Origin of the sequence: Methanobrevibacter sp. UBA417, from assembly GCF_002508845.1 — an archaeon.
In the GTDB taxonomy this organism is placed as follows: domain Archaea; phylum Methanobacteriota; class Methanobacteria; order Methanobacteriales; family Methanobacteriaceae; genus Methanobrevibacter_A; species Methanobrevibacter_A acididurans.
On the sequence record NZ_DAZC01000027.1, the window covers coordinates 104,543 to 124,918 of the forward strand.

21 protein-coding genes are annotated in these 20,376 nt (G+C 26.3%); 11 read left to right on the forward strand and 10 right to left on the reverse strand.

The features are described 5' to 3' along the window. Position 1: 1 nt before the first annotated feature. The gene (locus BP769_RS05070) at positions 2-1,099 is read right to left on the reverse strand and encodes a DNA cytosine methyltransferase (protein ID WP_413862191.1); all 1,098 of its coding nucleotides are present in this window, start codon (positions 1,097-1,099) and stop codon (positions 2-4) included. A 450-nt stretch (positions 1,100-1,549) separates the two neighbouring features. Between BP769_RS05070 and BP769_RS05075 the strand changes: the two genes are divergently transcribed. From BP769_RS05075 to BP769_RS05090, 4 genes are all read left to right on the forward strand, one after another. Further along, positions 1,550-1,702 (forward strand): CopG family transcriptional regulator, encoded by a 153-nt coding sequence (locus tag BP769_RS05075; protein WP_413862193.1) that lies wholly within the window; start codon positions 1,550-1,552, stop codon positions 1,700-1,702. Positions 1,703-1,720: 18 nt separating this feature from the next. Beyond that, a complete protein-coding gene (locus BP769_RS05080) occupies positions 1,721-2,650 on the forward strand; it encodes a restriction endonuclease (RefSeq protein WP_413862195.1) in 930 nt (309 codons plus the stop codon). Positions 2,651-2,741: 91 nt separating this feature from the next. Next, positions 2,742-2,966 (forward strand): hypothetical protein, encoded by a 225-nt coding sequence (locus BP769_RS05085; RefSeq protein ID WP_413862196.1) that lies wholly within the window; start codon positions 2,742-2,744, stop codon positions 2,964-2,966. 10 nt (positions 2,967-2,976) lie between these two features. Then, positions 2,977-3,138 (forward strand): CopG family transcriptional regulator, encoded by a 162-nt coding sequence (locus BP769_RS05090; protein ID WP_413862197.1) that lies wholly within the window; start codon positions 2,977-2,979, stop codon positions 3,136-3,138. A gap of 13 nt (positions 3,139-3,151) precedes the next feature. Here BP769_RS05090 and BP769_RS05095 read toward each other — a convergent pair whose 3' ends face one another. From BP769_RS05095 to prf1, 4 genes are all read right to left on the reverse strand, one after another. Continuing rightward, positions 3,152-4,753 (reverse strand): hypothetical protein, encoded by a 1,602-nt coding sequence (locus tag BP769_RS05095; RefSeq protein ID WP_413862199.1) that lies wholly within the window; start codon positions 4,751-4,753, stop codon positions 3,152-3,154. Between the two features lie 41 nt (positions 4,754-4,794). Further along, positions 4,795-6,129: an NADP-specific glutamate dehydrogenase gene (gdhA, locus tag BP769_RS05100; RefSeq protein WP_409198650.1), complete on the reverse strand. Its 1,335-nt coding sequence runs from the start codon at positions 6,127-6,129 to the stop codon at positions 4,795-4,797. Between the two features lie 310 nt (positions 6,130-6,439). Then, the gene (locus BP769_RS05105; protein ID WP_409198649.1) at positions 6,440-6,661 is read right to left on the reverse strand and encodes a hypothetical protein; all 222 of its coding nucleotides are present in this window, start codon (positions 6,659-6,661) and stop codon (positions 6,440-6,442) included. A gap of 56 nt (positions 6,662-6,717) precedes the next feature. Continuing rightward, positions 6,718-7,947, reverse strand: coding sequence for a peptide chain release factor aRF-1 (prf1, locus tag BP769_RS05110; RefSeq protein ID WP_409198648.1), 1,230 nt, complete (start codon positions 7,945-7,947; stop codon positions 6,718-6,720). 271 nt (positions 7,948-8,218) lie between these two features. Here prf1 and pyrH point away from each other — a divergent pair, with 271 nt between their 5' ends. The 4 genes from pyrH (at position 8,219) to BP769_RS05130 (ending at position 10,424) form a co-directional block, all read left to right on the forward strand. Beyond that, positions 8,219-8,896 (forward strand): UMP kinase, encoded by a 678-nt coding sequence (gene pyrH, locus BP769_RS05115; RefSeq protein WP_413825136.1) that lies wholly within the window; start codon positions 8,219-8,221, stop codon positions 8,894-8,896. A gap of 29 nt (positions 8,897-8,925) precedes the next feature. Beyond that, positions 8,926-9,117 carry a DUF2116 family Zn-ribbon domain-containing protein gene (locus BP769_RS05120; protein ID WP_409198646.1) on the forward strand — a complete coding sequence of 64 codons (192 nt, stop codon included), beginning with the start codon at positions 8,926-8,928 and terminating at the stop codon, positions 9,115-9,117. Positions 9,118-9,209: 92 nt separating this feature from the next. After that, positions 9,210-9,533 carry a YbjQ family protein gene (locus BP769_RS05125; RefSeq protein WP_413825139.1) on the forward strand — a complete coding sequence of 108 codons (324 nt, stop codon included), beginning with the start codon at positions 9,210-9,212 and terminating at the stop codon, positions 9,531-9,533. 24 nt (positions 9,534-9,557) lie between these two features. Beyond that, the gene (locus tag BP769_RS05130) at positions 9,558-10,424 is read left to right on the forward strand and encodes a heavy metal-binding domain-containing protein (protein WP_413825142.1); all 867 of its coding nucleotides are present in this window, start codon (positions 9,558-9,560) and stop codon (positions 10,422-10,424) included. Here the strand turns inward: BP769_RS05130 and BP769_RS05135 are convergent. After that, a complete protein-coding gene (locus BP769_RS05135) occupies positions 10,421-11,227 on the reverse strand; it encodes a sulfite exporter TauE/SafE family protein (protein WP_413825299.1) in 807 nt (268 codons plus the stop codon). The genes BP769_RS05130 and BP769_RS05135 overlap by 4 nt on opposite strands. 158 nt (positions 11,228-11,385) lie before the next feature. On the opposite strand from BP769_RS05135, the gene BP769_RS05140 reads away from it, so the two are divergent. Both BP769_RS05140 and BP769_RS05145 read left to right on the forward strand, forming a co-directional pair. Next, positions 11,386-12,486 (forward strand): hypothetical protein, encoded by a 1,101-nt coding sequence (locus tag BP769_RS05140; protein ID WP_413825145.1) that lies wholly within the window; start codon positions 11,386-11,388, stop codon positions 12,484-12,486. Positions 12,487-12,538: 52 nt separating this feature from the next. Then, positions 12,539-14,527: an MJ1255/VC2487 family glycosyltransferase gene (locus BP769_RS05145; RefSeq protein ID WP_413825147.1), complete on the forward strand. Its 1,989-nt coding sequence runs from the start codon at positions 12,539-12,541 to the stop codon at positions 14,525-14,527. A 53-nt stretch (positions 14,528-14,580) separates the two neighbouring features. On the opposite strand, the gene BP769_RS05150 is transcribed toward BP769_RS05145, so the two are convergent. The 4 genes from BP769_RS05150 to BP769_RS05165 all read right to left on the reverse strand — a co-directional run bounded on the left by BP769_RS05150 (position 14,581) and on the right by BP769_RS05165 (position 18,165). Further along, entirely contained in the window at positions 14,581-15,513 is a 933-nt protein-coding gene (locus tag BP769_RS05150) for a transcription initiation factor IIB (RefSeq protein ID WP_409199069.1), read from the reverse strand. A 20-nt stretch (positions 15,514-15,533) separates the two neighbouring features. Beyond that, on the reverse strand, positions 15,534-15,854 hold the full coding sequence (locus tag BP769_RS05155; RefSeq protein ID WP_413825149.1) for an H/ACA ribonucleoprotein complex subunit GAR1: 321 nt from the start codon (positions 15,852-15,854) through the stop codon (positions 15,534-15,536). 343 nt (positions 15,855-16,197) lie between these two features. Continuing rightward, positions 16,198-17,298 (reverse strand): UPF0104 family protein, encoded by a 1,101-nt coding sequence (locus BP769_RS05160; protein WP_413825152.1) that lies wholly within the window; start codon positions 17,296-17,298, stop codon positions 16,198-16,200. 78 nt (positions 17,299-17,376) lie between these two features. After that, positions 17,377-18,165 carry an RraA family protein gene (locus BP769_RS05165; protein ID WP_413825155.1) on the reverse strand — a complete coding sequence of 263 codons (789 nt, stop codon included), beginning with the start codon at positions 18,163-18,165 and terminating at the stop codon, positions 17,377-17,379. A gap of 867 nt (positions 18,166-19,032) precedes the next feature. Here BP769_RS05165 and dnaG point away from each other — a divergent pair. Further along, positions 19,033-20,322, forward strand: a complete 1,290-nt coding sequence (gene dnaG / locus BP769_RS05170; RefSeq protein ID WP_413825158.1) for a DNA primase DnaG — start codon at positions 19,033-19,035, stop codon at positions 20,320-20,322. The last annotated feature ends 54 nt before the right edge of the window (positions 20,323-20,376 follow it).

The following is a 20,376-nucleotide window of genomic DNA, read 5'->3' on the forward strand; positions in this document are numbered from 1 at the left end:
TTTAACCTTCAATTTCTGTATTAAAATTATATAAATCTGCTTGTTTTACAGCTTTATTATGGGAAGGATTATTTAATCTAAATATAACACTTTTAGCTAATGCATAACCTAAAAGTGGAGGTACAGCATTTGCTAATTGTTGGTGTTGCTCTGTTTTATTTCCTTTAATAATAAAACTATCTGGAATAGATTGCAATCTAGCAACTTCACGCGCAGTAATTACTCTGTTAAACACGGGATGAATTATCATAGATTTAATAGCATGCTTAATTGTAATAGATGGTTTATTTGGGTTTAACCTCCTATAATTATTACTATGAGTTCCACCAACATCATAAATTTCTGGAGGAATATCTTTCCAATTACCTCCCTGTGGAACATTTTCTATTCTTCTTAAAACTTTTTTGTTATGCTTCATTGCATCATGATTATAAATTTTTGACTCACCCCCAGACATTAATACTTGAAAATCATTTTCAGGTTTTTTATAAAATTCAGCTGAAGTATCAGGTATGTTACTTAATGCATCCATCACAGTTACTTTATTTTTTAAAGGTAAAGGAAATTCCACATCACCAATTTTTGAACCTATAAAAAAAACTCTTTTTCTTTTTTGAGGAACACCATAATCAGAAGCATCTAATATTTTGTAGTTAACTGAATAACCTAATTCATTTAATTTAATATTAATTAAATCTTTAACGTTTTCTCCATTGGCATTTTTCATAGATAATAAACCAACTACATTTTCAATAATTACAATTTTAGGATTAATTATTCGAACTGCCCTAATAACCTCATTAAATAGTTCATTTCTTTTATCTCCAATCTTTCTTTGTCCACACATTGAAAATCCTTGACAAGGAGGTCCTGCAATAATAATATCAATTTTACCAGTATATTTTTCAAAAAATTTATCATCTAATTCAGTTAAATCAGCTAAAGTTCCATTAGTGTTTTTATGATTACTTTCAAAAGTTTCTATTGCAATGTCCCAAAAATCAATACCACAAACAATATTAAATCCAGCCATTTCAAAACCTTTACTAAATCCTCCTATCCCACAAAATAAATCAATAACATTTGGTTTTGAATCCATATTCATTTCTCCAATTAATTATAATTTTTAAATAAAAATAACATATATTAAAAAATATTTCTATTTTTTTATTATTATATATTTTATTAATTATTAATCTTACCCTAAGAATTGGAAAATAACATATTTTTTATATGCTAAATATAAGGAAATATTTATATGTAATATGTTACATATATGTAACATAATTGTAATATTTTTAAAGGAGTTTTAAAAATGAGTATTATCAAAGAATGGTTAACAAAAATTGAAGCTGAAGAAACAAACTAGAATACATTTTATATAGGTGAATCTGATATCCAAATTAATAATGAATGTGTTTTATGCAATATTTCTGAACTAATAATAGAAGATGAATATTTAATTGTTTTTAAAATGGACAATGGTTGGACAACTTCTACTTTTCTTGAAAGTGCTATAAATAAAATAGAATTAAATTAAGATGATAATATGTCAGAAAATAAAAGAGTTAATGTTTCACTATCTAATGAACAACTAGAAATTATTAGAAAATTTAAAGGAACATTAGGAAATACTGATTCTGAAATTATAAGAAATATTACTCTTGCATGGTTATGTGAGAAGAATATTATCACTAATTAATTTAAAGGAGTAAAATAAATGACAATTCCAATGTTTAAATACTTCTACTTACCTGTTCTTGAAGGTTGTAAAGATGGGAAAGAAAAAAAACTTGCAGACAGTGTAGAATATGTAATAAAATATTTAAATTTAACAGAAGAAGATAAAAAAGAAATGATAAAAAGTAATAGGCCCAAAGTTGTTGATAGAACAGATTGGGCGAGATTACATCTAAAAAGAGCAGGTTTATTATATCGTTCAGGTATAGGGTGTGTTAAAATAACTACTGAAGGTTTAAGAGTATTAAAATTAAATTTAGACCTTATTGATAATAAATTTTTAATGCAATATGATTCATTTAAAGAATTTAGCCAAGGAAAAAATAAATCTTCAAAAAAAGATATTAAAGTTAAAGAGGAGTTAATTGAAAAAAATTCAATTGAAGATAATACTCCAGAAGATATTATTAATCAACAAATAGAAGTAATTAATCAAGAGTTAGCTGATGAATTACATGAACAAATATTAAATAATTCCCCTGAATTTTTTGAAAGATTAGTAATGAATCTATTAAATAATATAGGCTATGGAGGTTTAGATGAAAATTCTAGTTCACTCACTCCACATTCTAACGATAAAGGTATAGATGGCATAATTAATGAAGATAAATTAGGTTTAAATAAAATTTATATCCAAGCAAAACGACATCAAAATAAGATTTCTCGACCTGAAATACATAGCTTTTCTGGTGCTTTAGATGAAAAAAAAGCGACCAAAGGAGTATTCATAACTACTTCAGATTTCACAACAGGTGCAAAAGAATTCGCAAAAAACAGTACCTACAACATAGTGCTAATTGATGGTAAAAAATTAACAAACTTAATGATACAATATGATGTAGGTGTTTCAACTACCCAAGAATTAAAATTAAAAAAAATAGATACAGATTACTTTATAGATCCTTTATAAAATAAATGAGTGTAATTTAAATAATTTTTAAACATAATATTTATATACTATATGTTACATATATGTAACATAAGTGTAACAGGTGATATGAATGAATATAATTAAAGAATGGTTAAGAAAAATTGAAGCAGAAAAAACCGGCGAAAACATTTATTATATTGGAGAAGCAGACATTCAAATTAATGAAGAATGTGTCTTGTGTAATATATCTACCATAGAAATACAAGATGATTACCTCATTGTCTTTAAAATGGAAAATGGTTGGGTTACAGCTACATATCTTGGCGATAATATAAACAAAATTGAATTAAATTAAAGATGATAAAATGTCTGAAAATAAAAGAGTAAATATATCATTAACTGGAGAGCAGTTAGATATTATTAGAAAATTCAAAGGAACATTAGGTAATAGTGATTCTGAAATTATTCGAAATATTGTTTTAGCATGGTTATGTGAGAAGAATATAATTACAAAAAATTTAGAATAAATGTTTATTATTTTTATATAATATCTTCATAATCCACATATACATCATTTAATATTACTTCAGATATAATTTCTTTAATAGATTTTTTATCCATTATTCCATTTTTTTTAGAGCTATTTGATAATAAAATTTCTATTTGGTCAATTGTCACATCTGATATATCAATATCTGATTCCAAAATAATTTCTTTCATTAATTCTAAATTTCGTTTTTTAATTTCTATATCTTGTTTAGATTTATTAATGTTTTTTTCCATTTGTTTATCATAGTTTATTTTAGCTTCAGGGTTAAGTTTTTGATAATTTCTCACTCTTGCTGCAATATCTGGAATTATCTCTTTAGAATATTTGCTCTTATTGTTTTCTTTAATACAAATATCATAGAGATTATTGATAAACCAAGTATCATCTGAACAATCATGTAAAAAACAATATGACAAAATATTACTATAAATTTCTTGTTTATCGAAATTTTCATTAGATATTTTAGATTCAACTTCTTTAATTTTTTTGTCTTGTTCTTCAAATCCTGTTTTTAATTGCTCTTGTAATTGAGTAATTTCATCATCTTTTTTTTGTAATTCAGATTTTAACTCATTCACCTGCTCGCTGTTAATTAGAACATCATAATTAGAATATATGACAAACTTAGCCATGTGTTTTTTATAACCCTCGCGAACAGTTTCCTTATTTTTCTTAAAATATATTTCTTTTATTTGATTCGGCTTTCTACCTTGAATATAGTTACCAAATTCAGTATCTTCAATAACACTGGCATTAAATTTTCGAACCCTATGAGGAGAAAAAAATCCATATTTACCTCTTCTTCCCCAATTAAATTTATTATTAATACTTTTAAAGGCACTACTAATTCCCCATGGAGTTAAATTAAAAAATCTATCTTCAGGTTTTAAATTTAAAGCAGTTTTTAAATAATTAATCATAAATTGAGTACATTCTGGAGTGATAACTGTATAATAAGAATAATTAGTTTTCTGTCTTTCCATTTTAAAAACAGGAATTAATTCTAATTCTTCACATTTACCATCAAATTCATCGATTATATCTTGAGGTGTTTTTAATCCATTAGAATAATAAGACAATCCATCTAAAAATTGTCCAAAAGTAAAGTTAGCTAATTCTGTTCTAGCAGAGCCACTACATGCTGCAAATAAAAAAAGAGCCTTATGTTTTGATGATTTAGTTGCCTCAATAGCTGTCCTAATAGCGTGCATGTCTGGGAGGTCTTTAAAATCAAGATTATCTTTATCATTATGTATTGAAACAGTAGGTATATCAGGAATACTTATACCAAATTGTTTATAAAAAGTTTTAACACAATTAAAATTAGTATCAATGGTTGATTTTGCTAATTCCCTATTAATACAATATTTTCTGAAACCGATAAGATATGTTCGAATTTTACGTTTATTGAGTCGAATATTTTGTTCTTCTTCTTCATCGGCTTCAGAAATTAAAGTTTCAAGGGTTTTGTTCATATAGCTAGTATAATTATTTAAAATAAAATAATATTTTTTTTTACTAGCTTCTGACAAATTTCGTTCATCTATAAATTGGATAAAATATTCTGAATTATAAACATTATAATCTTCCATGAACTACTTTTTATCCAATCAAATATAAAAGTTGCACGGTTCTATACGATTCCTTGTGCATTCATTGCATCAACAACACGTTTGAAACCTGTAATATTTGCACCTAATACATAGTTTCCTTCAGCATCATATTGTTTTGATGTAGAATCTAAGTCTGAGAATATATTAACCATTGTTCTTTTAAGTAAGTTGTCTACTTCTTCAAAACTCCAATGTAATTTTTCAGCATTTTGACTCATTTCAAGTGCGGATACAGCTACTCCACCTGCATTTGCAGCTTTTGCTGGTGCGAATAATATGTTATTATCTAGTAAATAATTTGTAGCATCTAAAGTAGTAGGCATGTTTGCACCTTCAGCTACAGCGAAAACACCATTATCAACTAAAGCTTTTGCATCATCAAGATTTAATTCATTTTGAGTAGCACATGGTAAAGCTACATCTGCTTTAATACTCCATACTCCTGTACCTTCGTGGTATTCAGCAGATTTTCTTTCTTCTGCATATTCTTTAACTCTTCCACGTCTAATTTCTTTAATTTCTCTTAATAATTTAAGATCAATTCCTTCCGGATCATAAATCCATCCAGATGAATCTGAAGCAGATACGACATTAGCTCCTAATTCTTGTGCTTTTTGTATTGCAAATGTTGCTACATTACCTGATCCTGATACGGATAATGTTTTACCATCTAAACTTTGACCATTTGCTTTTAACATTTCATTAGTTAAATATAATAATCCATATCCTGTAGCTTCTGTTCTAGCTAAAGAACCTCCGAATGATAATCCTTTTCCAGTTAATACTCCTTCAAATCTTTTTGTGATTCTTTTGTATTCACCGAATAAGAAACCTATTTCTCTTGCACCTACTCCAATATCTCCTGCAGGTACATCTTGAGTATCTCCGATATGACGGTATACTTCTGTCATGAAACTTTGACAAAATGCCATAACTTCTCTGTCGGATTTTCCTTTAGGATCAAAGTCAGATCCTCCTTTACCTCCACCTATTGGGAGGCGAGTTAATGCATTTTTAAATATTTGTTCAAATCCTAAAAATTTAATAATTCCTATGTTTACTGAAGGGTGGAAACGAAGTCCTCCTTTATAAGGTCCTAATGCACTGTTAAATTGTACACGATATCCAGTATTTACTTGTACTTGACCTTCATCATCTACCCAAGGGACTCTAAATTTTATTTGTCTTTCAGGGTTTACTAATCTTTCTAATACAGCATTTCTTCTGTATGCATCTTCATTTTCATCTACCACTACTTCAATTGATTTTAATACTTCATTTAAAGTTTGGTGGAATTCCACTTCACTAGGATTTTCTTTTATTGTACGGCTAATTACCTCATCAACGTATGACATAATATCCTCCATTTGAATTTATGTTATTAAAATTAATAATTAAAAAATATTCAGTATAATTTAATTATTTAATATTATGTATAGTTTCATAACTTTTATACTATTCTATTTTATACAAATTGACAAATTTTTAGAAAAATAAAAAAATCAATGGATAAAATACTCATTAAAAAATAAAAAAATAAAAAAATTCTTAGAAAAATAAAAAAAATATTGGAAAAAACTCATTTTCAAAAAATAGTAAAATATGATAAAAAAATAAAAATTAAAAAAATATTGAAAGTGGAATATTAAATTTTATAATAAAAAATTATTCACAAGATTCTTGCATTCTTAAATGAAAAGTAGCTTTATCACTTAACATTATAGTTCCAGGAATGAAAAATTCATCATATTCATCAACAATTTCTTTCATAGAACTTAATATTTCTTTACGAGTTGATCCTAATTTTGTACTATCCACATCAATAACTTTATTATTCACAAGAACTGAAAATCTTCCTTTAATAATTTCCTCTTCAACCAATTTCATATTTGTTGCTCCACTGTTTATTAATTTAATTTCAAACTATAAAAATATTTTCAATTTTATATATGATATCTTAAAATAGCGGCTATACCACCAAAAGCTCTAAATAATTGCATTCCTTCTTCAGTTTCAGTAGATATTATTTCTACATTTGAGGCTGTTTCATCTGCAAGTAAAACTAGTTCATCTATAATATCTTCAGATTTAATGATTTTCATTTTCTCATTACATTCTTTACAAACTAATTCTTCATCAGCTTCACCATTTTTTATGGTTTTACTTATTTGAAATTCACAAACAGGACATTGGTAAGTTTTTCTTTCAGAACGTAAATCTTCAGATAATAAAAGAGTATCTACCGCTCCAATTCGTAAATTTCTTCTAACTTCATCTTCCCCATAAGAAGCTAAACCTTTTTCATTAATTAATTCTTTTAAGAATCCTTGAACAATGTGTTTTTCCTTCATTACATCCATTTCATCTAAAATTCCCATGGATTTATCAATGATTTCACGAATTCCAAATTCTCCAGTATAAGAAGTATCAATAGTTGCTATTACTTTTTGTTTAATTTCATAATGAAGATATTCACCTTTTAAAAATTCTTCCTTAGTATTACCTGGTCCACCTAAAATAACACCCTTTAAATCTTCAATATCTAAAAAAGCTTGATTTACATGATCCCCAATTCTTTTTTTAAATTCATGTGCAGCTAAATCAATTACACGATCAAATCTTCTTTGTGATTGACCTCCTGCTTTATGTTTACCTGGAACACCACTAGTTAAATGTTTTAAAATTTCAATTTTTTTACCTTTTAAAGTAGCAATAGTAGATTCTTTTCTATCTAAAACTACGATACCATAAACCTCTTTTGTTTCAATCATTTCTTCTAAAGGTTCTAAATAGAAAACATTATCACAAATGTACCAATATGTTTGTATCGGTTCAGGTGGTTCAAAAACAAAGGTTTCCATTTTTTCTGTACCAGGTCCACCTTTTGGAATCATTCCAGTAAATAGTACTAAACCTTTTTCAGGAGGATGTTTAAATAATCTTATTCTTTGCATTATTACTTCAATCGCAGATTGAACATTTTTTCTAGTAGTTTTACTTTTAATATTAGAACTTTGTCCAAGTTCATCTCTCATTTGTTTTCCTACATCACTTAATTGTTTATCACGAGGGATATAAACAGATACTAATTCAGTACCTCTTCCTTTTTTTTCACCTAACTCTCGTAAAGTTCTTTTAAATTCATATAATTCTTTTGAAGATACGTCTGACAATTATTTCACTCCATATTTAAAATGATTAAAATGATTAATTTTTAATTAAAATGTTAAAAAAATATTTTTTTGAATATATTATTTAAAATCATATAATATTAATACTATTTGTACTTACTTAGATATATAATTTAATAAAAATTTCAATACTTTATTTTAATATTTAAATATCATGATTTAAATAAATATAATAGATTATTAAATTATTTAGATAAAAAAAATTTTATATTTAAATATAATTTATTAAAAAATTACGGGTGACTTGATTTAAATGAGAATAGTAGCGGCAATTGGAGGATCAATTTTAATACAAGAATTTGATTCAAAAAAATTTAAAGAATATGCTGAAATATTAAAATCACTAAGTGAAGAACATGAATTATTTATTGTTGTAGGTGGAGGTAAACCTGCAAGAGAATATATAAAAGTTGTTAGAGATTTAGAGTGTGGAGAAGCTAAATGTGATGATATAGGTATAGAAGTAACAAGAATCAATGCAAAACTTTTACTTTCTGCACTAGAAAATAAAGCATATCAAAAAGTCCCACACAACTTCCAAGAAGCTTTAGAATATTCCTCAAGTGGAAAAATAGTAGTTATGGGTGGAACAGAACCTGCTCATAGTACTGATGCAGTTGCAGCTATTTTAGCAGAATATGTTAAAGCAGACCTTTTAGTAAACTTAACTTCTGTAGATGGAATGTATAATAAAGATCCTAACAAATTTAGTGATGCAGAATTAATTAATGAAATTACTGCAAGTGATATGATGGAATTTATTAAAGGAAAAGATGTGAAAGCTGGAACTTATGAATTTTTTGACATGACAGCAATACAAATGATTAAACGTTCCTCACTAGAAACTGTAATCTGTAATGGTGATGATCCTAAAAACTTGATAAAAGCCATTAATGGCGAAAAAATTGGAACAAAAGTAATTTCAGAATAATTATATTAAAAAAAAGGAGAAAAGATAAAATGGCAGTAGAACCACATAAACATTGTCCAGTATGCGGAACCCCAATACCAATGAATGAAAAAACATGCTCCCCAGATTGTGATAAAGTTATTAAAATGAGACAAGAACAAGGAAGAAAATCTAGAGTTTTAATTTTTGTATTAATACTTGTCTTTGTTGGAATATGGGCATACATGACCTTTTTAAGATAAAAAAATCTTTTTTTTGTTTTAAAATGGTTTTAATTATTAAACTTTTTTATTTAAAAACTAAAAAATAATTCATTATTAGGTGAGAATAAAAAATGATTTTATCATCAACAAACACATTAGAGAATAAAAAGATTTTAAGATATCATGGTTTAGTTACTGGTGAATCTTTAATAGGATCTAATGTTTATAAAGACTTATTTTCCGGAGTTCGTGATGTAGTAGGTGGAAGAACCTCCAAATATGAAGAAGAAATTCAAAAAGCTAGAGAAATAGCATTAAGTAGTATGAAAGAAAAAGCTGCTGAAAAAGGAGCTAATGCTATAATTGGGCTTAAAATATCTTATAATAATCTTGGAGGAACTATGGGAAATACAATTTTAGTTACTGCTTACGGTACAGCAATATCATACAAATAACTTTTTTTAAATTGGGATTATAAAATGAAATTAAATACAGATTTGCAAAAAAGATTGGATAATTTTGGAGAGGCAACATTCTGTATAACACTTGGAACTATAGCTGGATTATTAACGTATGAATTCTGTTTAATGATTCATTTAGATATTTTTGGTTGGAATTTAGGATTAGTTTTCTCACCATTAGTAGCAGGTTATGTGGAAACTTATTTTGCACAAAAATATATGAAAGAAACCACTGGAGCTGTTAGTGCATTTATATTATTTGCTGTAACGGTAGTTTATGGATTTATTATCGCTAACCCTACTTTAGGATTTAATTTTATAACAATTGGAAGTGTGATTGTAATATTACAAGCTGCAATTCCTACTTTAATTAATTATTTTATAATAATTATAATTTTAGCTATGATATCTTATATTTCAGGGATATTTAAAAAGATAACAGGTTTTTTATATAAAATTTATATAAAAATCAAATCAAAAATAACTGGAGAAGAACTTCCAATTATAAAACCTGATAAAAATATAAACAATTTTGATGAAAATTTACAAATTGACATTAATGATTTAGGAATATTACTTTTAAGTACTACCCATTTATGGAATCAAGAAGTGATAAAGTATAATGGAATTTATGAAGGTAAAATTATTTATAAAGCTAAACGTCCTATGGGTTTTGATAAAGAAGAAGAGTTATTATTGAAAGATTTACGAAAAATTAAAGATCAAGCCATAGCGAATTTATGTAAAGAAGCAAAAAATGATGGGTGTAATGGGATTTTAGATTTAACATTAGAGTATGATATCTTAGATGGTAATGGAACAATTTGTAATGTTACTGCTCATGGTACTGGAGTAGTTATTGAAAAAAGCATAACTTGGTCTTAAATTATCATTTTAATTGCAAGAATAATTAGTAATATTGCAAATATTTCTTGTAACCTTCTTTCAGGTAATTTATGGGACAAATTTGCACCAATATATGCACATGGAATTGAAAACAAAATGATTACAAAAAAGTTTACTAAACTAACATAACCTAAGGAATAAGGTAAAGTATTTACTCCTAATCCTGTAATTATATATGAACTTACCCCACCAATGGCAGCTAATGAAATAAATACACTAGAAATACCTATTGATTCTATCATTGAAAATCCTAAAATTACAGACAGAATTGTTACAATAAATACCCCTCCACCAATTCCAAGTAAACCAGAAAGCACACCTACACTTACACCAATTAGTGCTGCAGATAATATATTGAATTTAATTTTAGGTTTAGTTTTTCCAGTTTTTTTGTTTAAAAACATGTTAATTGCAATAATTATTAAAACTATTCCAAAAAATATTTGTAATATTCTTGTAGGAGCATATGATGCTAGAAAACCTCCTAAAAATCCTCCAAATATACCAAATATACCTAAAATAATTCCTGGTTTTAAAATATTTTTTAATTCTTTATTGTGTTTATATGCTCCACTAATAGAAGTGGGTATAATTATTGCTAAACTTGTACCAAAAGATACCATTAAAGCTAGACTAGAATCTACACCTAAAGATGTTAAAAGGAAAAATTGTAGAGGAACCATTATAAATCCTCCACCTACACCTAATAAACCAGATGCTATACCTGCTATAATCCCAATGAAAATTAAACCAATAAAATAAAATAATGTGAAAATATTTATTCTCCTCCATACTAATTTTTAAATTATTTTTTAAATAAAATAAAAATGATTATATTACTTAAAGTTAATACTTTAAATAACTTAAATTTTATTCTTTAAAAAAATTATATGAATTAAATTTCCAAAATTAATACCTTTTTTAAGGATTCTGGTAAAAAATGTTTAAATTAAATAAATATCAAAAATTGGGTTTTGTTTTCATCATATTATCCATAATCCTATTTTTTTCAAATAGTGTGGATTTAATTATACGTCCCTTTTTACATTTAGTATTAATGGGTTCTTCTAAAGGTAAAGATATTTTATTTTTTGCTATTTTTGGAATATTCTTAATTTTTAGTGAAATGGAAAATTGGAATATTATAAGAAAAATACCTTGGCCAAGTTTTTTAAAAAAAGATCATGATTTTTATTTAAAAATAGGTTTTTTATTATTATTAAGTTTAGCTTTATGGGGGCTAGTTACTGAAGTAATAATAAGATATAATTTTGGTATTGGAGTTTTCACTATATTCACTTCAATGGATCCAAGTATGACTAGTACTAGTATACTTCATTCTCATGTTTATAAATCAGTATTAGGAACTTTAATTAATGCAGTATTAGTTAGTATTCCAGAGGGAATACATATTGGAAATTCATTATCTCAGTATGTTCCTTGGTATACTAAGTATTTGTTTGTTTTGATACCAGTCCTTTTCTTAATAATGTTAAAAAGTGTTCAAAATAAATCTAAGTTCAGTAGATTATTTTTATCATTTACTATGACTCTTGGATTAATTGGAGTTATGGATGGAGGTTTTTTTTCAACCCCTTGTGTTGGAGGATTATATGGATTTTTAGTAATTTATTATGATTATTCTAGCTTTACTTATTGGATTGGGAGAATATTTGGAATTAAAAAATGGGTAGAAGATGAGAAAGATAGTATTGATATTCCAAAGAAATGGAGTGAATATAAAAAAATATTTAGGGTTCTTCTTCCTCATTTAATTTTAATATTTATCATATTATTAAGGTTTTCAGTAGCATTTATTGGTTCAAATCCTGAATATTATGATGTTACTATTATGAATCCATCAGATAATTGTGATTTAAGTCAATATAATACATTAAATATTACAGAAACAGATAATAGTATACATGCACAGTTTAATTCAAATTATAATGAAATGGAATTAGAGAATAGTTTAGCTAGATCACTGCAGGGTAAATGTGATTGGTTTAGTGAAAGTTGGAATATTTATTCTTATTTATAATAAGATTATGAGAAAATTTGTATTTTATAAATTTATTTTTTAGATGATGAAAATGAAGTTAAGTATTATTATACCAACATATAACGAGGAAAAATATCTTCCAAGATTATTAAAAAGTATTAAATCTCAAAATTTTGATAGTTATGAAATTATTGTTGCAGACAATGATTCTAATGACGATACAGTCAAAATTGCTGAAGATTATAATTGTAAAATTGTTCAAGGAGGATTACCTGCAGTTGGACGTAATAATGGTGCTAAAATTGCTAAAGGGGAAATATTATTATTTTTAGATTCTGATTTAAGATTAACTCCTAATTATTTAGAAGATTTAGTAGCGGAATTTGAGGGAGAATTGTTAGGTATTGGTATTACACAAATGACTCCAATGTCTGAAAAACATAAAGATAAATTTTTACATGATATGGCTAACTGGTTCATGATAGCTGCGGAAAATATTAAACCTCATGGTGCAGGATGTTATGGAATAGTATCTAAAAGGTATTTACATGAAATTGCTGGAGGTTTTGATGAAAGATTAACATTTGGTGAAGATACTGATTATATTGAAAGATTATCTAAATTGGAAGAGTTTAAAGTTTTAAGAAAACCTAAGATTTGTGTATCCACCCGAAGATTAGAAGAAGAAGGATTATATAGTTTATTGAAGACTTATGGTAAAAGTACTATCAATGATTTTAGAGGTAAACGTACTAGTGCTGAAGAATTAAATTATAAATTTGGACATGATCCTATAACAGCATTAGAAAAAAATGATTTAGATCAAATTGCTGAAAAATCTAAAATGAATATTGGTAAAGGCACTTTTCATCAGAAACATAATCTTAAACAAAAACACCTTCCTAGTAATTTAAGTGAGGATAAGAAATTTAGAAGTATTTCTAAACTTAAACATAATACTCCTAAACATGATTATTCATCCCCACCAATTAAAAAAGGGAGTAAAAATTTAAAAAATAATAAAAGAAAAAGAATTTTTTACTCAGTTTGTGGAGAAGGTATGGGGCATGCGATTAGAAGCAGTGTTATTATTGAGGAATTAATAAAACATCATGATGTATATATTTTTTCAAGTGATAGGGCTTACAAATATTTAAACAATAAATTTGATAATGTTTTTGAAATTGGTGGATTTAACACTGTTTATGAGAATAATGCTGTTAAAAATAAGGCTACTTTTTTAAAAGCTGTTAAAGCTAATCCAACTAATTTAAAAGAGGGTTATGATGTTTTATATAAAGAATCTCAAATTGTTAAACCTAATTTGATTATTTCTGATTTTGAGAATTATGCTAGTATGTTAAGTAAATTAATTAATGTTCCTATGATTAGTTTAGATAATATTCATATGATTACCCAAACTGATTATGATTACCCAAAAAATCATGAAATGGATATGTTAGTTGCTAAAGCTGTAGTTAAAGCTTATATTATACGTCCTGAAAAACATATTTTAACTAGTTTCTTTTTCCCTCCACTTAGACACCCTGAAATTACTGCAATTTATCCTCCAGTTATTCGTGAGGATATTATGAAATTAAAACCTGAAAATGGGGATCATATTGTTGTTTATCAAACTAGTGATTCTAACATTGAGTTAATGGAAAATTTAAAGAAGGTTAAAGAGAATTTTATTGTTTATGGTTTTAATAAAGATTTGGTTGATGGAAATTTAACTTATCGTTCATTTAATGAAGATGCTATTTATGAAGATATGCGTACTGCTAAAGCTATTTTAACTAATGGTGGTTTCACAATGATTTCAGAAGCTATTTATCTTAAGAAACCTGTTTATAGTATTCCTGCTAATGGTAATTTTGAACAAATCCTTAATGGTTTTTATGTTAAAAAATTAGGTTATGGGGAATTCCATAATAAGTTAAATAATAAGTTAATTCGTAAGTTTATAAAAAATATTCCTAAATATCGTGAAAATTTAGATAAAGTTAAAAATACGGATAATTCTGCTATCTTAAATGAAGTAGAACGTGATATTCAAAAATTTAGTAAAGATTATTAAATATATATTAGTAATTTAAAAAAAAGTTTATGGGAAGTAAAATTTTTAAATGTTTATAATGTTACTCCCATGTCTAATTGTTCTGTGAGTTCTTTATAACGATTTCTTATTGTTACTTCAGTAACTCCTGCAATGTCTGCTACATCTCTTTGTGTTTTTCTTTCCCCAAGTAGTACAGAAGCTATGTATAAAGCTGCTGCTGCAACACCTGTTGGACCTCTACCTGATGTTAATCCTTTTTCCATTGCTTTTTCTATTATTTCAATAGATCTTGATTGTACTTCACCTGATAATCCTAGTTCACTTGCAAATCTAGGTACATAATCGACTGGTGATGTTGGAGGTAATTTAATATTTAATTCTCTTGTTAAGAATCTATATGTTCTTCCAACTTCTTTTTTACTTACTCTAGAAACTTCTGCAATTTCATCTAAAGTACGAGGAACTTTACATCTTCTACAAGCAGCATATAATGAAGCTGCTACAACTCCTTCAATACTTCTTCCCCTAATAAGTTTATTTTCTACCGCACTTCTGTATACTACAGATGCAGCTTCTCTTACACTCCGTGGAAGTCCTAATCTTGATGAATCTCTGTCTAGTTCACTTAATGCAAATGCTAAATTACGTTCTGTTGCTCCGGATATTCTTATTTTTCTTTGCCATTTTCTAAGTCTATACCATTGAGCTCTATTTCTAGCGGGGATATCTCTTCCATAAATATCTTTGTTTCTCCAATCAATCATTGTACTTAAACCTTTATCGTGGATGGTGTAAGTAATTGGAGCTCCTACCCGGGTACGTTTATCTCTTTGTTCATGGTCGAATGCTCTCCATTCTGGACCCATATCTACTAAATTTTCATCAATAACTAAACCGCAGTTAGCACAAACGACTTCTGCACGCTCATAATCACCAATTAAATCTTCTGATCCACATTCAGGGCATCTTGTTTGTTTTTCAGTGACTGATACATCATGTATCATTCTTTCTTTTTCAGAGACGTTTACTGGCTTTTTGCCTTTTTTGTTGTATTTTTGTTCCATCTCTTCCATTTCTTTTTTCGTGCTTTTTTCCCCCGTTTATTTTTATTAGGTGATACATACAGTTTTTCACCAATCATATTTTCTAATTCTTCTTTATTTGTTGAACGGAATAAATTAATAGAAACATAAGGATTTTTTACTGGACCAAATACATCATTTACCCTACCAATCTTTTTTTTGTTTTCTGTTAAAACATAAGCTCCTGAAGGAGGTGTTTGAGTGGTGGTTGCTATGAGTTTACCAGATTTTGCTATATGTGAAATATTCCCTAAAACTTTCATAAAAATCAATTAAAATAGATGAGTATGTATATATAAAATTCTACATTCATCATATATAAACTTTACGATAATATTAAATATAAATTTAAAACCCATTTAAAAATATTACTATTTAGTTTAAATAGAAAAAATTCTCTTAATTCGTTTGAAACAATAGTAATAAATTACTTTGTATAAAAGTAACCTAAATTTACTATAATAATTAAATTTGATTAAATAAACACATAAATATAAACAAAAAATCTAATATATTTTAATAAATTATTAAATAGCTTGATAAAAACATTTTAATTAATAAAAATATTAGAAAAAAATAAGAAATAATGATTAAAAATATTTTTAATCAATTAATTAGCTTTTCATTTTTCTTTTCTAAATGTTTTTTAGAAAAAATTTTAACATAATATAAACTAGCTAAAATACCTAAAACAGTAGGGAAAACATAAGAAGCTAATCTTTCAAGAGCAGAAGCAGCTAATACTTGATCTGCAAAAATGCCTACAGGAACAAATAATGCTATCATTACAATTTCTGTAATCCCTAAAGATCCTGGTAAAGTAGGTAAAAATGATAAAAGTATAGCAATAGTATAAACTGTAATAAAAGGTGCAATAGGCGGATGTATACCTATAGCCATAAATGCTAAATAAGAATTGGATAAATCTAAAAACCAGCAAACTAAAGCTAAAAAAATACCTTTTACAAATAAATGTTTATCTTCAATCATCATACGAAAGCTAGTATTAAAATTGTTAATATAACCATTTGCAGTTTCAACTAAATGACTTTGATTATAAGTTTTTCTAGTAAATTTATTTATAAAAGGTAAGAAAAAATTTATGGTTTTCTCAGCCAAATTCATAGACCATTCTTTATTAAAACCTGTGTAAATAACAATCAAAAATAAAGAGAATACTGCAACAATTAAGAATAATAAGAAAAGTTTAGATACTATACCTAAATTCCATGTTATTATACTAATGATTGCAAGTAAACTAATTACTACAAAAGGAAACATTTCAAAAACTCTATCAGCCATAGTTGAAGCAAAACCAACTTCAAATGGAGTTCCATTATATTCTTTAAGTATATATGCTCTTAATGGTTCCCCACCAATAGCGCCAGGAGTTATATTATTCCCAAAAATACTAGTAAGTAATATGCCAACTACATTTTTAAACCCAGGTGAGTCATGCATATGATATAAAATAATTTTCCACCTATAAGCCCATAATAAAATTACAATAATTTGAACTATAAATGTTAAACCAAAAAGAAAGAGATTTGTACGGCTCAAATTAGCTATTATAGAATCTAGTCCAGAGAGAGCTATCATTACAAATAACATTGCAAGAACAATGATAAAACTTACAATAATAGCATATTTATTATCTAAAATAAATGAATATATTGTTTGGGCACTACTTTTTTCAGATGAAGTCAAAAACAAAACCTCTTTTAATAATTATAAATGTGTTTTAAATAGTGAAATAAATGATAGATTAAAATAAAAAATTTTTGTTTATCTAAGCCCTACTACAGTAGATAAAGATTTTCCAGCTTTTAATTGGTTAATAATTTTTGATTCATTAATTTTGATTTTTAAAGTTTCTAATATAACTTTAGAAAATATAGATTTTTGAACAATAACTACTCCACTTTCATCAGCATAGATAAAGTCGCCGGGACTTATTAAATAATTTTCTATTTGTAAGTTAACATTTAATTCCCCAATACCAGAAGGTTTACCTGCATTAGGTAGTGTTTCTAATGCAAAAACAGGATAATCTAAATGTAACAGTACATCAATATCTCTTGTTGCACCATAAACAGCAGTTCCAACTATTCCTTTTTCTTTAGCACAAGTTGAAGCTAATTCCCCCCAAACTGCTGCGGGTTCTCCAGTAGTGTATAATAATAGAAAATCTCCTTCTTTTGCAGCATCTATTGCTAAAAGTGAAGCCCCCCAATCTTTTGAAGATGCTTTAGATGTTACTGCCCTACCGTAAGCTCTTTGATTATTAATAGATTTCAATCCTTTTATTACTCCAGATTCCCCTGTAACTGCATTAACTGCATCGGATATTTGACATGCAGAAGCGGTTTCTAAAATAATTTTTAACTCTTGATATTGTTCAATATTATTTTTAGATTCATTTAAAGTTAAATCTTCAATATTAAAAGTTTTATTAATTAATCGAGGATCATCTAAACTTATGGTACTAAAATCTTTTAAATCAGATAAATCATCGAATTTGTTATTATTTATGTTATTTAAAAAAGTTTTTGCTGATAATTTTCCTTTTGACATCAATTTACGCCTCAAATTTTTTTATATGAAAAAATTAATCGTTTAATTAGTAATAAAATATAGAATTTTTATTAATTATTAACGATTAATTTTTTATTTTAAAAGTATATAATTATTTTTAAATTAACTAATAAGAAAATTGGAAAATTAAATTTATAATGTTAAAACATGAAAGATAATAAAATATTTTATATACCTGTTTATACAAAAATTTAGTTAGATACTAATAATCATATTATACTCAAAAATTGAGTTTATAAATTTACAATTTACTAAATATTACAAAAATTAATTAATGAAGTTAAACAAAAGACAGGAGAATTAATTAAGGGATTTAACAAGAATTAAAAAGGAAAATCAATTATTAGATAAGGATTAAGGTTATTTTAGAATTTTTTTAAAAATTTAGGTATATAAAAATTTTAATTAAAAATAATAAAAATTTAGAAAAAAATATAAAAATAAGCTTACTAATTGATTTAAAAATAGATAAAAATTATTTATAGTTTGTAAACTTTTTAAAAATTATAAAAATTTTTTTTAATAAAAACTTTTTAATTATGGAAAACTGAAGATTTTTCTATAAAAAGAGTTCATGTTATTAATATTCTCAACTTCAATAAGTAAAAGTAAATTCTATTTTTTAAGTATATTTGATGTATCATTGTCTAATTGATAAAAATTAGATTTAGCTTCAATATATAGCTATTATAAAATATTATTATCAAAATACAATTACAAAAGTATAATTTAACAATTAAATAATTAATTGTTTTTCTGAGTATTATAAATTAATAATTAAAATAATATTACAGGATTTTAAATTATCTCTAAAAGTATCTAAGCTTAATAAAACGGAGGCTTAAGATGGGAAAAGGAGAAGAATTAACTACAACTAAATATCTTATTCATGCACAAATAAATGCAAATGGAATCGTGGAAAAACCTGATGTGGTTGGTGCGGTTTTTGGACAAACTGAAGGTCTTTTAAGTAATGATTTAGATTTAAGAGAACTTCAAAGAACAGGTAGAATTGGAAGAATCCAAGTTATTATTCATTCCAATGGAGGTAGAGCTAAAGGTGAAATAGTAATTCCATCTAGTTTAGATAGAATTGAAACCGCTATATTAGCTGCATCCCTTGAAACTATTAATCGAGTTGGTCCTTGTGAAGCTGAAATAACTATTCTCAAAGTTGAAGATGTTAGAGCTGTTAAAAGACAGCAAGTTGTAAATCGTGCAAAAGAAATTTATACAACTATGATGGAAACATCTTCACCTGAAAGTATGAAAATGATTGAAGAAATTAGAGAATCTATGAGAATTCATGAAATTTCAGAATATGGAGAAGAAAAGCTTCCTGCAGGTCCTAGTGTTCATACTTCTGATGCTATTATTGTAGTGGAAGGTAGAAGTGATGTTTTAAACTTATTAAAATATGGTATAAGAAATACTGTAGCTGTTGAAGGGGTTAATATTCCTGCTGGTGTTGCAGAATTAACTAAACATCGGACTGTAACTGCATTTGTTGATGGTGATCGTGGAGGAGAACTTATATTAAAAGAACTTGTTCAAGTTGGAGATGTTGATTATGTTACACAAGCTCCAAGAGGTAAAGAAGTTGAAGATCTTGAAAAAGATGAAGTAATGGTTGCATTACGTGACAAAGTACCTTTAGATCAAGTAATTAATACAATTTCACTTGAAGATAACAAGTCTAAAAATCATAAGTATAATAAATCTAATAACAATAACAACCAATACAATAACAGCAATAACAATAATAATAATCGTTACAATCGTAAAAATAATAGATATAATAATAGTACTAATAAACGAAATGGTAACAATAGAATTGAAAAGAAACATAATAGTGAAATCAATTCTATGAAAAATATGTTAGGAAAACTTACTGGTACTGGTAATAGTGAAATTTTAGATGATTCCTTAAATATTATCAAAGAAGTTAGTGTTGAAAATCTTTATGATGAACTCAAACAAAACAATCCAGATGCAAATACTGTTATATTTGATGGAGTAATTTCCCAAAGATTAGCAGATGTTTCAGCATCTAAGGGAATTAAAAATTTAGTAGCTTTTAAATCTAGTCATATGGTTAAAAAACCTGATAGTTTAAGAATTATTACTGTAAATTAAAATTTATACTATCTTTTTAATCTTTTTTTATTTTTTTAAATTAAATTCGCTTTT